A 13,857-nucleotide genomic window follows, 5' to 3' on the forward strand; every position below is an offset into this window, starting at 1 on the left:
TGCGCACCCAGCACCATCACCCGCTTTGAAATCCGAAATGGGTGGAAATCAGCCCCAGACCAGCCCAAAAACCGGCAGGCATCTCATTCTTTGCCGCTGCGCATCGACGCAATCAGCGTGCTGAGATCGCTGGATCGGGTTTTGAGCGAAGCGCCGGTCTCGGTTGCGGAATGTGCCGTGGCGGCACTGTCCTGGATCACCCGGTCCAGGTCGCGGATCGCCTGATTGATTTGCTCGCCACCCACCTGTTGCTCCCGGGTTGCCGCCGAAATCTCGCGCACAAGGTCCGCCGTCCGGGCGATTTCGGGGACAAGGGCCGCAATCTCCCGGCCCGCTTCCTGCGAGGCTTCGTGAGTCTCGGAAGACAGACGGCTGATTTCAAGGGCGGCCACGCGGCTGCGCTCGGCCAGCTTGCGCACCTCCGAGGCCACGACTGCAAATCCCTTGCCATGAACCCCGGCCCGCGCCGCCTCGATGGCCGCGTTCAGCGCCAGCAGATCTGTCTGGCGCGAGATTTCCTGCACGATTCTGATCTTCTCGGTAATTTCCGCCATCGCCTGAACAGCGCGGGACACAGACTCACCAGCGCGTTGCGCATCCCGCGAACAGCTTGTCGCGATCTTCTCGGTTGTCGCGGCGTTCTCTGCCGAATTCCGCATCGAGGCGGTGATCTGTTCCATCGCGGCCGACGCGTGCTGGGCAGACGAGGCCTGACGCGCCGCACCCTGGCTGATCTGGGTCGAAAGACCGGCGACCTTTTCGCAATCCATGGCAACCAGATCGACGCTGGCACCGGCACGATCCAGAATGTCGTTGCGCGTCGCGATCTCCGTCGACCTGTCCCGTATGAATGCGGCATAAGCCCAGGACCCGCCGACTTGCATCTTCGACAAGGCCAGACTTGCAGACACGGTCGAGCCGTCCTTGCGGTGAATGATGACCTCGCGGCTGGTCCCGACAATCTTGTTGATGCCGGTCGTGCGATTGGCGTCGATCAGGGCATCATGATTGTGCCGGTGGGCCTCGGGAACCAGCATCGACACGTTTTTGCCGAGCACCTCATCGCGGCGGTAGCCCCACAATCGTTCAGCCGACGCGTTGAAATACGTGACCGCATTCGACACATCGATCAGCACCACGGCATCGATCGCCTGTGCGACAGCACTTTGCAGCAGTGCTGCCGGGGGATTGCCCCCATTTCGGCGCCGAAACCTTTTAAACATCCAGACATGTCCTTTATCCGAGCACCCATTGGGCAGGATAGTCAGAGAGGAATGAAAAACACGTTTATCGCCGCAAACGACGTATCCGGCCCTGACTCCGTGAGAGAGCCTGCGCCCCCATCGTGGTCCGTCCCCTTGCCGCGCTGAGCCGCAAGACGATGGCACCGCTCAAAACCGCGTGGCAGGGCGCGGTGTCTGACCTGCTTCCGCAAACAGCAGACCAAAGCCGCAATCGCCATCAAACGGACAGAAACGCACAATGATTTCAATGAAATTAAATGGTGCCCGGAGACGGATTTGAACCGCCGACACGCGGATTTTCAATCCGCTGCTCTACCAACTGAGCTATCCGGGCACCGGACCTTGCAGCACCGCTGCCTTCGGTTGGCGGGTGATACGTCAGGGCGGCGGGGCTGTCCAGAGGCTTTTTCGCCTTTTTGCCCGCCCGCCCGGTCCGCCTTCAGTGGCGCGACTCGCGGTCTTGGTCATCCGGCTCTGGCGGGGTCTCTTCCTCACCCTCGGGCGCGGGAATCGCATAGCTTTCCGTCAGCCAGCGCCCCAGATCCACATCGGCGCAACGGCGTGAACAAAACGGGCGGTACTTCGGATCGGTCTCTTTTTTGCAGATCGGGCAGGTCATGCGAACAGCCCCCGTGCCACCTCGGCCAGCGGCAGCCGGTCGCGTTTGCGGGTCAGCTCGTACAGGCCCAGCGTGGTCCAACCGGCCAGATTGGCCTCACCGTCGCCCTTGAACGCGGCCTTGATCACCTGATCCAGGATAGCGCGGTCTTTCTTCGACATCGGCGCGAAATCCACCACCACCTGCCCGCCAAGCCCGCGCAGCCGCAGCTGGCGCGGCAGATCGCGCGCGGCGGCGATATTGACCTTCAGGCTGGCCGCCGGGCTGGTATCCGGCCCGGTGTTCACATCCACCGCCACCAGTGCCCGCGTCGGTTCCACCATCATATGCCCGCCGCCCACCAGATCAACGCGCGCGGTCATCAGCGCCGCCACCATGGCATCGACCCCATGCGCGGCAAAGCCGCCGGGTTCCGTCACCACGTCATCGGGCACCGGGTCCAGCCAGTCGCGCAACGCAATGTCATGCGCGCCCGGGCCATCGACCAGCAGTTCGGCGTCGCCCCTGACGTCCGCCAGCACCGCTTCGGCCAGACCGCGCATCGCGGCGATGTCTTCGGCAATTGCCTCCGGCTCTGCCCCATCGCAGGATGACCGCAGGATCAGCCCCAGCGTTTCCGACGCTCCCGCCATGCCGGCCCTGGCCAGCACATCCAACTCGGCCCGCGCGTCCTCTTCGCGGATGCGGCGGCTGATGTTCAGCCCCGGCGCACCCGGAGTCATGATGGCAAAGCGCGATTTGAACAGCAGCCGCGCGGTGACCGGAATGGCTTTGCCAGCCTCTGCCGGGCCCGTCACCTGCACGAGAATGCGCTGACCGGGGGCAATGCCGCTGATCTGGCGCAAAAAGCCTGACCCACCCGGCAGTTTCACGAAAATCCCGCCCTGCCCTTTCACAGGCCGGTCGGCGATGGCGCGGTAGATCGCACCGGGCAGCACCGTATCGCCGTCGGGGTCCACCGACAGCTCTTCCAGCCGCCCGTCCACCACCAGCGCCGCCATCTGCCGCTCGCCCGCCTCGTCCAGAATCACCACGCGACCAATCATGCCTGCCTCCAGACCGGATAGCCGATGGCCTCCAGCAAAACTGCGGTTTCTGCCACGGGCAAGCCCATGATGCCGGTAAAACTGCCCTGAATCCATGGGATCAGCGCGCCGGCAAGGCCCTGAATGCCATAGCCGCCCGCCTTGCCCTGCCAGTCGCCCGACGCAAGGTATCCGTTCAGCTCGGCATCCGACAGCCGCTTCATCTTGACGGCACTGACGCTCTCACGCGTCAGAATCCGGTCGCCCCGGCGCACGGCCACGGCGGTGATCACCTCATGCCGACGCCCGGCCAGCAGGGTCAGGAACGCAGCCGCCTCACCCGCATTGGCGGGTTTGCCCAGAATGCGGCGCCCCAGCGCCACCGTGGTATCGGCGCAGATCACCACATCATCGGGCCCGGCGTCGACCGCCAGCACCTTTTCCCGTGCAATCCGCGCGCAATAGGGGCGCGGCAATTCACGCGGGCGCGGATCTTCATTGATGTCGGGGGGAAGCACAGCATCAGGCGTCAGCCCGATCTGCGCCAGAAGCTCTTTCCGGCGCGGGCTGGCGGAACCAAGGATCAGCCGCAATTTACTTGAAGCGATAGTTGATACGGCCCTTCGACAGGTCATACGGGGTCATTTCCACCTGTACCTTGTCGCCTGCCAGAACGCGGATGCGGTTCTTGCGCATCTTGCCTGCCATCACCGCAATCAATTCATGGCCATTGTCGAGTTCAACCTTGAATGTCGCGTTCGGCAGGAGTTCCTTGACGACACCGGGGAATTCGAGAATGTCTTCCTTGGCCATGGTCACTCCAATAAGTATAAGCCCGCGGGAACCGCAGGCCATGTGCGGCGCATATGCGCCCGATTCCCGGGGTTTTCAAGAGCTTTCTCTGCCGCGCGCCGCTGTTCGCGCCTGACGAACCCATCGATCCGCCCGGCCACAGCGATATGCGCTGTCCGGCACGCAGAGCGGCCCCGGCAGGAAAATCACCCGGCGGTGCGCGCCGCCTGCTCATCCCAGTGCAGATGGTTCAGCACCCGTCCATCGCGCCGCACATGGCGGATCGCCTCCAGATCGACCTCTGCCACCGCCCAGCCACGCGCGTTCAGCACGGTTTCGGCCAGAATGCCGTTGGGCGGAAACCCGGTGTCGGGCGGGCCGTAAATTGACGCCGACCCGGTGTTCTGATCCACCGCCGGGCAGAAATCGCAAGGCCCCACGGTGGGCGCATGGGCCACGACACACTGGTTTTCCAGCGCCCGCGCCATCGACCCGATCCGCACCCGGCTGAACCCAGCATAGGTTTCGGTGCAGGACGGGGCCAGCAAAATCTCGGCCCCCTGATCCACCAGATGCCGCCCCAGCAGCGGGAATTCACTGTCATAGCAGATGATCACCCCGATCCTGCCCAGATCGGTGTCAAATGGCGTCAGCCCCTGTCCCGCCACCACGTCCCATTCCTCCCGCTCAAACCGGGTCATGATCTGCTTGTCCTGATGCCCGATGATCCCGTCCGGCCCATACAGCGTGGCGCGGTTCACCGGACGCGCGCCGATAAAGAACGGCCGCGAGGCCCCGAGGATCAGGCAATCATGCGCCCGCGCCAGGTCCAGATGCAGCGCATCGGTGGCGGCGCCGTGCCGCGCCACCTCATGCAGCCCCGCCTCCAGATCCGCCGCCACATCGCGCCCGCCCAGACTGGACAGCTCCATCGCGCCGTATTCCGGAAACACCAGCAGTTTCGCGCCCTTGTCTGCCGCACCTGACACCCAGGTGCCCAGCTTGGCGGCGTGATCGTCGAAATGATCAAACCAGGTCAGATCATAGGCGGCAGCGGCAAGGGTAAAGGAGGTCATATGTCTCGCATCCAGAATTGCAGGGGTTTCTTGGTCTCGGCATCATCGCCCACATCGCGCCAGGAAAATTCCGCAATCACCCCCGGCAGCGGCGTATAGCCACGCCCCAGCCAGAACGCATCATTGCTGCGGTACTGGGCAGGCCGCAACGGGTGATCCTCAGGCCGCTGGACCGAGCAATAGGCCACATGGCTGCGCCCCAGCTTGCGGGCGTGGTCTTCACGCAGGTCAAAGAAGCGGTGGCCCAGTCCAAAGCCACGATATTCAGGCAGCACCACCGATTCCGCACCGTAAAGAATAGAGGTCAGGGCCAACCCCAGCCCGGCAAAGGGGGCTGCAAATTCCGCCGCATGATCCTCCATCGGGGTCGAGGTTGACGCGCCGATCAGCCGGTCACCGTCAAACGCGCCCACCAGCAGGGCCTGCGCAGAATCGCGATAGGTCTGCAGATAATCCCGCTCATATTCCAGCGCGCCGTCGTACAGGTAAGGCCAGTCGCGGAACACCGCGATCCGCAACCCCGCCACCGCATCCAGATGCTGCTCCAGCTCGGCCCCCTGCAGGGCGCGCAGATGGATGCCATCCGGCAGATCGGGCCGCTGCGGGGGGTGATCCGTCATGCCGAGACCATCGCCACCCAGTCCGACAGATTGTAAAACGTGGTGATCCGCGTGATCTTGCCGTCCGCCAGATCAAAGAACGCCCCCGCTGGCAGCACATAACGCTGCCCCCGCGCCTCTGGCAGGCCGGGGTCGGTCTGCAGATATTCACCATGCACGGTAAATTCCGCCGCGCCGCGCGTGCCGTCGGGCGAGGTAAAGATCATCAGATCCTGCAACTGCTCGCGGTAGCTGACACCCATATGCGCGCAGAACGCGGCAAACTTGTCCCGCCCGCGCCGGATGCCGCCCTCATTCACGCGGTGTTCGACCTCATCGGTGACCAGTTCCAGCATGCCCTGGGTGTCGCCTGCGTTGAAGGCGGCGTAATAGGCGGCAATTGTGGCTTCGGCTTGGGACATCGGGCAACTCCGGGGTTTTGACCGCACGATAGCGGCAATCCTCCGGATGGCCAGTCCCTTTTGGCCGGTGGTGGAGTGGGGGCCAGCCCCCACACCCCCGAAGTATTTGGGAAAGCTGCAAATATCAGAGAGTTGCAAGCGCCTGCGCAATTGCCTCTGCCATCGGCGTGGTTGGCCGGCCGATCAGGCGCGACAGGGTGCGGCTGTCATCATGCAACGCCCCCTTGGCCGCCTTGGCATCGCTGTCGGCCAGAATGCGGGCAAACCCTTCGGGCAGGCCAAAGCCGGTGAGGATACCGGCATAGGTCGCCTCGGGCAGGCTGTCATAGCGCATGGCCTTGCCGGTCTGGCGGCCCAGTTCGGCGGCGAAATCGGCCATGGTAAAGGCGCTGTCGCCCGCCAGTTCATAGACCGCATTGTCATGGCCCGGGGTGGCGGCGGTCACCGCAATTGCCTCGGCAAAATCCACGCGCGCGGCGGCAGAGAACAGACCGCCTTCCGCCGACCCGATCACCGCCCCATGCGCCAGTGCCGCGCCAAGCGATCCGGTCAGGTTCTCCAGATACCAGCCGTTGCGCAGCAGCGTGTAGCTCAGCCCCGAGGCTTTCAGCGCCGCCTCAGTCGCAATATGATCCTGCGCCAGCAGCATCGGCGAGGCATCGCCTTTGAGGATCGAGGTATAGACCACCCGGCCCACCCCCGCCGCGACGGCCGCCGCGATCACATTGGCATGCTGCCCGGCGCGGTCGGTGAAATCACTCGACGAAATCAGCACCAGCACATCCACGCCCGCAAGCGCCGCCGCATCCGGGGCGGCATAGTCAAAGGCCCGCACCTCGGTGCCAAGGTCCGCGGCCTTTTCCGGACTGCGGGCAAGGGCGATGGGGGTTTCCCCGCGCGCGACAAGGGCAGCGATGGCAAGGCGGCCCAGCTGGCCGGTGGCGCCGGTGATAGCGATGGTGGTCATGGCGGTCTCCTGTATATGCGATGCGACAGTAGATATCGCCTGTACTTCCGAATCGTAAGTACCTACATTTATGTTAGTGTAATGCAGAGGCGCACATGACCCCATTCCCCACCGCACAAAGCCTGATCGACCACTGGGACCGGGGCAATGTTCTTGCCGCCACCTGCCCGTCGCGCGCCATTCTGCAGCATCTGACCAGCAAATGGGGCACGCTGGTGATGGTCACGCTGGCCACCGGCCCGCACCGCTTTGCCCAATTGCGCCGCCGCATCACCGGGGTCAGCGAACGGATGCTGGCCCAGACCCTGCAACAGCTGGAGGCGGATGGTTTTGTCCTGCGCGTCGCGCGCGACGTGGTGCCGCCGCACGTCAGCTACAGCCTGACCCCGCTGGGGGCCGAGGCGGCGGTGCATGTCATGGCCCTGACCGGCTGGATCGAAGGCAACCTGCCGAAAATCCTTGCGACCACGGCACCGCCCGTCATCGCAGAGCCGGTCTGACCCCGCCCGCACCACCCGGCCCGCCCTACTCCGCCCCCGCATCCCTTGGCGGGCCAAAGCGCGCGATCATCCGGTCGCGGATCTGGTCGCGCGCCTGACGGTAGGCCGACAGCTTGTGGTCGCGCGATTCGCCCAATCCGGTAGGGTCAAGGATCGGCCAATACTCCACATCCAGATGAAAATGCCGGGTCAGCTCCAGCGCCATGCGCTGGCTGGCGGGCGACAGGGCGACGATCAGGTCGAACTGCGACAGATCATCGCCCCATTCCTTCATCTCGTCAAAGCTGCGGCTGCGGTGCCGCGACAGCTCGATCCCCAGCTCCTGACAGACGGCGACCGAAAACCCGTCGACCTCCATGTCATTGCGCACCCCCGCAGACTGCACATAGGCGCGCTGGCCGTAGAACTGCTTCATCAGCCCCTCGGCCATGGGCGAACGCACCGCATTATGGTCGCAACAAAACAACACCGACTGGGGGAAATCAGCCAAAACCTACCCCCAGTGCAACACGCAGATCAGCGTGAACAACCGCCGGGCCGTGTCATTGTCGACCCCGGCCTTGCCCTCCAGCCGTTCCTGCAACACCCGGGCACCTTCGTTGTGGATGCCGCGCCGGGCCATGTCGATCGCCTCGATCTGGCTCGGGGGCAGGCGCTTGACCGCCTCGAAATAACTCTCGCAGATCTGGAAGTAGTCCTTCACCACCTGCCGGAACGGCCCCAGCGACAGGTGGAACGCCCCGACCGCCTCGCCCGCCTCGCTGGCCAGATCAAACACCAGCCGCCCCTCGCGGATCGCCAGCGCCAGCCGGTAGGGCCCCGCAGGCACCGGCCGCCCGTCGCGCGGCGGCAGGGCAAAGGAGTTTTCTTCCAGCAGATCAAAGATCGCCACTCGGCGCTCCTGCTCGATCTCCGCCGTGGGGCGGGCAAGGCCCTTGTCGTCAATCTCGATATGGCAGATGCGGTTGGTCGCAGGAGTGATCATTGGGGCAGGCCTTGCGCGGTGATACACAGGTGATGCCCGAGCCTCGCGCGCGGCGCAAGGGCGGCGTTACCCGTTCAGCCGGTCCAGCCGCGCCCGCACACTCAAGCCATGCGCCTCAAGGCTCTCGCTGATCGCCAGCCGCTCGGCGCTGGGGCCGATGGCCATGAGCGCCCCCGGGCTCATCCGCGCCATCGTGGTGCGCTTCATGAAATCGAGCACATTCAGCCCGCTGGAGAACCGCGCCGACCGCGCCGTCGGCAGCACATGGTTCGGCCCGCCGACATAATCGCCGATGGCTTCCGGCGTCCATGGCCCCAGAAAGATCGCCCCCGCGTGCGGGATCTGCGCGGCCAAAGCCTCGCAATCCTCCACCATGATCTCCAGATGCTCGGGCGCAATCCGGTTGGCCAGCGCCGCCGCCTGCGCCAGATCCTGCACCACGATCACCGCGCCATTGTCGCGCCAGCTGGCCCCGGCGATCTCGCGCCGCGCCAGCGTTTCCAGCCGCGCCTCAACCGCCGCCGCCACCGCAATGCCCAAAGCCGCATCAGTCGTGATCAATATCGCCTGCGCACTCTGGTCATGCTCGGCCTGGCTCAGCAGGTCCAGCGCGATCCAGTCCGGGTCATTCCCGGCATCGGCAATCACCAGAATCTCCGACGGCCCGGCAATCATGTCGATGCCCACCCGGCCAAAGACCCGCCGCTTGGCCGCCGCCACAAAGGCATTGCCCGGCCCGGTAATCTTGTCCACCGGCGCAATCGTCGCGGTGCCATAGGCCAGCGCCGCTATCGCCTGCGCGCCACCGATGCGGTACACCTCATCCACCCCGGCGATCTGTGCGGCCAGCAGCACCAGCGGGTTCACGACGCCGCCCGGCGTGGGACACGTCACCACCAGCCGCCCGACCCCCGCCACCTTGGCCGGAATCGCGTTCATCAACACGCTGGACGGGTACGATGCCAGCCCCCCCGGCACATACAGCCCCGCCGCCGACACCGGCGTCCAGCGCCAGCCCAAGCTCGCCCCCGCCGCATCGGTCCAGCTTGCATCCTCGGGCCGCTGCCGGTCGTGATAGGCCCGGATCCGCTCCGCCGCCAGTTCCAGCGCCGCCCGGTCCCCGGCGGAAACCTTCGCAATCTCCGCCGCAATCTCGGCAGGCGAAAACGCCATCCCCGCCGCCTCCAGCGCCAGCCGGTCAAACCGCGCCGTCAGCTCCAGCACCGCCGCGTCGCCGCGCAGGCGCACATCGGCGATGATCGCGGCCACCGCCTGATCGACATCTTCGGCCTCTTCGCGCTTCATCCCTAGAAGTTGCGCAAAGCGCGCCTCGAAATCCGCCTCAGCAAAGTTCAGAAACACAGGCATGGCAGCACCCTTTCCTCGGTCCCGCCCCAGATAGCGCGCCCCCGCCCCCCCCTCAACCCGGCAATTGCGATGGATGCTTTGCCACAGCCTGCCGCTGCCCGTGCCAGCGCAGCTCTTGCGGCGCGGGTGAATGAGTATTTTTGTCAAGATGAACCCAATCCCGCGCATGGCCTTCATCTTGATAAAAATACTCCGGGGGGCGCGGCACGCGCGGGGGGCAGCGCCCCCCTCCGCCCTCAGCCCCGCGGTGCCGCCGCAGGCAGCCGCGACCAGAACCGCGCCATCAGGCTCACCGCTGCACAGGCAAGGCCGATGACCAGCCCGATCCACAGCCCGACCGCGCCAAAGCCCATCGGGAACGCCAGAATATAGCTGGCCGGAATCCCGATCAGCCAATAGCTGATTGCGGCATAGATCATCGGCACCCGTGTATCCTGCACGCCCGCCAGCAGGCCCAGCGCCATCACCTGCATCGAATCCGCCATCTGGAACAGCGCCGCGCAGGCCAGAAGCGAGGCCCCGACCGCCAGAATAATCCCCCGCGCCGGTTCTGCCGGGTCGATGAACACCGAAATCAGCGGCTCGGGCAGGGTCAGGAACACCACCATCGTCAGCCCCGCCACCACCACCGACAGCACAATCGCCACCTTGGCCCCCAGCCGCATCGCCGCATAATTGCCCGATCCGGCAAAGCCGCCGGTGCGCACCGTCACCGCATTCGACAGGCCCACATGCACCATGAAGGTCAGTGCCGTGATCTCCAGCGCAATGCCGTGCGCGGCCAGTTCAACCGTGCCGATCCAGCCCATCATCAAGGCGCTCGCCTGAAACAACCCGCTTTCCGCCAGCCCGGTCAGCCCCATCGGCCAGCCCAGGCGGAACACGGATGCGAACGCGCCCCAGTCGGGCCGCCAGAACCGGATGAAAAGCTGATAGCGCCGCAGGCTGGGCAGCAACCCTGCGTAAAGGCACAGGAACAGCAGCGACCCCACCTGAATCACCACCGTCGCAACCGCCGCCCCCATCACCCCAAGCTCGGGCGCCCCCCAGTTGCCAAAGATCAGCGCCCAGTTGATCGCCACGTTCAGCGGCACCGCCGCCACCGTGATCCACAACACCACCTGCGTCCGCTCCAGCGCCGAAAGGTAGCTTTTCAGCACCATCACCAGCAGTGCCGGAATCATCCCGAGACCCACAACCCGCAGATAGTCCTGCGCCAGCGCCGACACATCCGTCGCCTGCCCCAGCGCCAGCAGAATCGCCTCCGACCACCAGAACACCGGATAGATCAGCACTCCGAACAGGATCGACAGCCACAACCCCATCCGCGCCACCCGGCGCACCTGCACCTCATCGCCCTGTGACTGCGCATTGGCCACCATCGGCATCACGGCCTTGGCAAAGCCCGACCCCATGATGAAAATCACAAAAAAGCTCGACGCCCCCAGCACGCCCGCCGCCAGCGGCACCACGCCATACCAGCCCAGCATGATGGTATCGGTCACATGCAGACCAAATTGCGCGACATGGCTGCCAATCAGCGGCAGGCCCAGCGCCAACGTGGCGCGGACATGATCCGCCGCTGACAAGGGCGACGAAGGCGGAGAGAGAGGTGCTGAATTCATAGGCAAACCGATACGACGCCGCTTGCCCTTAGGCAAGCGTCAGAGCGACCCCGCCAGCACGCTCAGCGAGACCGCCGCAATCACCGCGCCCGCCACCAGTTCCACCCCCGGCAGCACCCGCGCCAGCCCCGCGCCCGGCAGGGCGGCAAAGGCCCCCTCGCGCGCCCAGACCGCCAGCCCCGCAACCATCACGGTCACACTCGCGGTGCCAAGCCCCATGGCGAATGCGCCCGCCACCCCGGCCCAGCCAATGCCCATCGCAAAGGTCAGGATCAGCAGAAACAACGCCCCCGAACAGGGCCGCAGCGCAACCGCCCCGATCAGCAGCGCCGCATCACGCAAGCCGGTGACCTGCGCGACCTGCTCCACGCTCGGCCCATGCGCGTGCCCGCACCCACAGGCATCATGGCCGTGATGGTGATGCTCATGCTCCTGCGCCACCCCGGTCCCACGCTGCCCCGCCGCCAACCCGCGCAGCCCCCGCCACACCAGCCACAACCCCAGCCCGGCGATCAGCCCATGCGACAGCGGCAGCATCGCCGTTTCGGCAAATCCCTCCATCCGCACCCGGCTCCAGCCCAGCACAAACGCCCCGCCCGCCACCAGCACCACCGCGACAGCCGCCTGCGCCAGCGATGAGGCCAGCGCCAGCCCGGCCAGCGCCCGCAGCCGCACCCGCCGCGCCATGCCATAGCCACCGATCACCGCCTTGCCATGCCCCGGCCCGACCGCATGGAAAAACCCGTAGGCAAAGCACACCGCCAGAAGCGCCGACCACGCCCCCGGCTCCCCGGCGCGCAAGGCCCGCACCGCCACCGCCAAGGCATCCTGCACCGCGCGCTGCTGCGTCGCCGCCCAGCGCGCCACAGGCTCGGTCGCCCCCGACGCCCAAAGCACCGCCAGCCCCAGCGCGATCCCCAGCCCCGCCAGCGCCAGCCCCCGCCAAACCCCGGTCACGGCGCGCATGAAATCCGCGCCTCCTCGGCATAGGCGGCTCCAATCGCCGGAAACTCACCCTCAACATCGGCGCTGCCGGAAAGCTCTTCCAGCGCCGCCTGCAACCGCGCATCCGCCGTCTCCCGGTCCGGCTCATACACCTGCACCCGGCAGCCCGCGCCCCCGGTCAGCACCGGCGTCGCCGCAATCAGATAGGATGTGTAGAACGACGGATCATAGACCTGCACCACCAGCCCGGCGTCCCCCGGGGCCACCGGCGCGGACAGCCGCCGCAAATGGGTAGACACCAGAGACCCGTCGCGATAGCCCGCCGTCGGCTCCAGCGGGCGCGACAGCCCCACGGGCGCATCGCCCACCAGCACATAGGTGTCGCCCGCAAATTCCGCATCCCAACCCATATCGAACCCCGCCAAAGCCGCCTCTTCTTCGGGGGTCAACACCCCGTCAAAATCCGGGTCAAACCCGTTCTCTGCCAGATAGGTCATGGAAAACAGCGAATCATAGGCCCAGCCGATCCGCAACGCCTCGGCCCGGCCCTCAGCGTCAAAGATCACCTCAATCGTCGCATCAATGAACACATGCGGATGCGCCCCCGCCCCGGCAGGGGCAGTCACAAGACCAGCAACACAGACCGCCCACAGGGTTCGCATCATGCCAGATTAGCCCAAAGCCAACCCCGCCGCCATGCCCGCCAGCCACCCCCCGGCGCAGAATTGCCGGCCCCCTGTCTGGCAAACTCCGGGTCTGGCAAACACCGGGTCTGGCAAACACCCGGTCTGGCAAACACCGGGCCAATCCCCCCTTGCCTGCCCCGCGCCGCCATGATGCTATCGCCGCATCCACAAAAGGACAGATCCCGATGCTGACCATCTATGGCGTTTACCGATCCCGCGCGATCAGGCCCCTCTGGGTGCTCGAAGAGTGCCAGGCTCCCTTCACCCATGTCCCGGTGATTCAAGCCTACCGCCTCACCGAAACCACCGCCGCCAGCGTGGCCCTGAACACCGCGATGCCCGAATACCTCGCCATCAACCCGCTCGGTCAGGTCCCCGCCATGCGCGACGGTGCCCTGCTGCTCACCGAATCGCTCGCCATCTGCCTGCACATCGCCCGCAAATACGGTGCTGCCCTCGGCCCGGCCTCGGATGACGAAGCTTCCCTGATGGAACAATGGGCGCTGTTTGCCGCCACAGCCGTAGAACCCGCCGCGATCGAGATCCTCTACACCACCCGCGACGGCAACGCCGACACCCCCACCGGCCAGGGCATCATCCGCCTCGCCGCCGAAAAGCTCAAACGCCCGCTGGCACGGCTGGAACAGCATCTGACAAGCCAGGACTGGCTGCTGAACCGCTTCACCGTCGCCGATATCATGGTCGCCGAATGCCTGCGCTACGGCCAGTCCTACGCGCCCCTGCTCAGCGATCACCCGAAAACCGCCCGCTGGCTCGCTGCGGCCCAAAGCCGCCCTGCGTTCAACACTGTCTGGGCCCGGCGCGCCGCGGAACCCGAGTAGGGGGGCCAGCCCCCCGGCTTCGCCTCCCCCCGGAGTATTTTTGTCAAGATGAATGGCCCGAACAAAGACGGTGCTTTCATCTTGATCCAAATACTCCCGCGCGGAGCGCAAACCTGAGGAGACGCGGCGCAGCCGCGCGACGAGGGAAAAACCGCGCGGCGC

Annotated in this window: 17 protein-coding genes and 1 tRNA gene; 2 read left to right on the forward strand and 16 right to left on the reverse strand. The window is 65.8% G+C overall.

Annotated features, from left to right (window positions below):
• Positions 1-83: 83 nt before the first annotated feature.
• The 10 genes from Q7J44_RS16035 to Q7J44_RS16080 all read right to left on the reverse strand — a co-directional run bounded on the left by Q7J44_RS16035 (position 84) and on the right by Q7J44_RS16080 (position 6,744).
• Positions 84-1,223 carry a methyl-accepting chemotaxis protein gene (locus tag Q7J44_RS16035; RefSeq protein WP_304881566.1) on the reverse strand — a complete coding sequence of 380 codons (1,140 nt, stop codon included), beginning with the start codon at positions 1,221-1,223 and terminating at the stop codon, positions 84-86.
• A gap of 279 nt (positions 1,224-1,502) precedes the next feature.
• Positions 1,503-1,578, reverse strand: a tRNA-Phe gene (locus Q7J44_RS16040).
• 105 nt (positions 1,579-1,683) lie between these two features.
• Positions 1,684-1,863, reverse strand: coding sequence for a DNA gyrase inhibitor YacG (locus tag Q7J44_RS16045; protein WP_304881568.1), 180 nt, complete (start codon positions 1,861-1,863; stop codon positions 1,684-1,686).
• Positions 1,860-2,909: a ribonuclease E/G gene (locus Q7J44_RS16050; protein ID WP_304881570.1), complete on the reverse strand. Its 1,050-nt coding sequence runs from the start codon at positions 2,907-2,909 to the stop codon at positions 1,860-1,862. Before Q7J44_RS16050 ends, Q7J44_RS16045 begins: the two co-directional genes overlap by 4 nt.
• Entirely contained in the window at positions 2,906-3,481 is a 576-nt protein-coding gene (locus Q7J44_RS16055; protein ID WP_304881572.1) for a nucleoside triphosphate pyrophosphatase, read from the reverse strand. The genes Q7J44_RS16050 and Q7J44_RS16055 overlap by 4 nt, the downstream gene beginning before the upstream one ends.
• A gap of 1 nt (position 3,482) precedes the next feature.
• On the reverse strand, positions 3,483-3,701 hold the full coding sequence (gene infA / locus Q7J44_RS16060) for a translation initiation factor IF-1 (RefSeq protein ID WP_054005112.1): 219 nt from the start codon (positions 3,699-3,701) through the stop codon (positions 3,483-3,485).
• A gap of 185 nt (positions 3,702-3,886) precedes the next feature.
• Positions 3,887-4,756 carry a carbon-nitrogen hydrolase family protein gene (locus Q7J44_RS16065; RefSeq protein ID WP_304881574.1) on the reverse strand — a complete coding sequence of 290 codons (870 nt, stop codon included), beginning with the start codon at positions 4,754-4,756 and terminating at the stop codon, positions 3,887-3,889.
• The gene (locus Q7J44_RS16070) at positions 4,753-5,376 is read right to left on the reverse strand and encodes a GNAT family N-acetyltransferase (protein ID WP_304881576.1); all 624 of its coding nucleotides are present in this window, start codon (positions 5,374-5,376) and stop codon (positions 4,753-4,755) included. The genes Q7J44_RS16065 and Q7J44_RS16070 overlap by 4 nt, the downstream gene beginning before the upstream one ends.
• Entirely contained in the window at positions 5,373-5,777 is a 405-nt protein-coding gene (locus Q7J44_RS16075) for a ketosteroid isomerase-related protein (protein ID WP_304881579.1), read from the reverse strand. The genes Q7J44_RS16070 and Q7J44_RS16075 overlap by 4 nt, the downstream gene beginning before the upstream one ends.
• A gap of 124 nt (positions 5,778-5,901) precedes the next feature.
• Positions 5,902-6,744, reverse strand: coding sequence for an NAD(P)H-binding protein (locus Q7J44_RS16080; RefSeq protein WP_304881580.1), 843 nt, complete (start codon positions 6,742-6,744; stop codon positions 5,902-5,904).
• Between the two features lie 95 nt (positions 6,745-6,839).
• Here Q7J44_RS16080 and Q7J44_RS16085 point away from each other — a divergent pair, with 95 nt between their 5' ends.
• The gene (locus tag Q7J44_RS16085; RefSeq protein ID WP_304881582.1) at positions 6,840-7,244 is read left to right on the forward strand and encodes a helix-turn-helix domain-containing protein; all 405 of its coding nucleotides are present in this window, start codon (positions 6,840-6,842) and stop codon (positions 7,242-7,244) included.
• A 25-nt stretch (positions 7,245-7,269) separates the two neighbouring features.
• Here the strand turns inward: Q7J44_RS16085 and Q7J44_RS16090 are convergent, their stop codons facing one another.
• The 6 genes from Q7J44_RS16090 to Q7J44_RS16115 all read right to left on the reverse strand — a co-directional run bounded on the left by Q7J44_RS16090 (position 7,270) and on the right by Q7J44_RS16115 (position 12,832).
• Positions 7,270-7,734 (reverse strand): low molecular weight phosphatase family protein, encoded by a 465-nt coding sequence (locus tag Q7J44_RS16090; RefSeq protein ID WP_304881584.1) that lies wholly within the window; start codon positions 7,732-7,734, stop codon positions 7,270-7,272.
• Between the two features lie 3 nt (positions 7,735-7,737).
• Positions 7,738-8,229: a UPF0262 family protein gene (locus tag Q7J44_RS16095; protein ID WP_304881585.1), complete on the reverse strand. Its 492-nt coding sequence runs from the start codon at positions 8,227-8,229 to the stop codon at positions 7,738-7,740.
• A gap of 66 nt (positions 8,230-8,295) precedes the next feature.
• Positions 8,296-9,597 carry a histidinol dehydrogenase gene (gene hisD, locus Q7J44_RS16100; RefSeq protein WP_304881587.1) on the reverse strand — a complete coding sequence of 434 codons (1,302 nt, stop codon included), beginning with the start codon at positions 9,595-9,597 and terminating at the stop codon, positions 8,296-8,298.
• A gap of 236 nt (positions 9,598-9,833) precedes the next feature.
• Positions 9,834-11,222 carry an MATE family efflux transporter gene (locus Q7J44_RS16105; protein WP_304881589.1) on the reverse strand — a complete coding sequence of 463 codons (1,389 nt, stop codon included), beginning with the start codon at positions 11,220-11,222 and terminating at the stop codon, positions 9,834-9,836.
• 39 nt (positions 11,223-11,261) lie between these two features.
• Complete coding sequence (locus Q7J44_RS16110) at positions 11,262-12,188, reverse strand: nickel/cobalt transporter (protein WP_304881591.1); 927 nt, start codon at positions 12,186-12,188, stop codon at positions 11,262-11,264.
• Positions 12,176-12,832 (reverse strand): DUF1007 family protein, encoded by a 657-nt coding sequence (locus tag Q7J44_RS16115; RefSeq protein WP_304881593.1) that lies wholly within the window; start codon positions 12,830-12,832, stop codon positions 12,176-12,178. The genes Q7J44_RS16110 and Q7J44_RS16115 overlap by 13 nt, the downstream gene beginning before the upstream one ends.
• Positions 12,833-13,038: 206 nt before the next feature.
• Between Q7J44_RS16115 and Q7J44_RS16120 the strand changes: the two genes are divergently transcribed.
• Positions 13,039-13,695 (forward strand): glutathione S-transferase family protein, encoded by a 657-nt coding sequence (locus Q7J44_RS16120; protein ID WP_304881595.1) that lies wholly within the window; start codon positions 13,039-13,041, stop codon positions 13,693-13,695.
• Positions 13,696-13,857 lie beyond the last annotated feature (162 nt).

It is taken from the genome of Pseudotabrizicola sp., assembly GCF_030656345.1.
GTDB lineage: Bacteria > Pseudomonadota > Alphaproteobacteria > Rhodobacterales > Rhodobacteraceae > Pseudotabrizicola.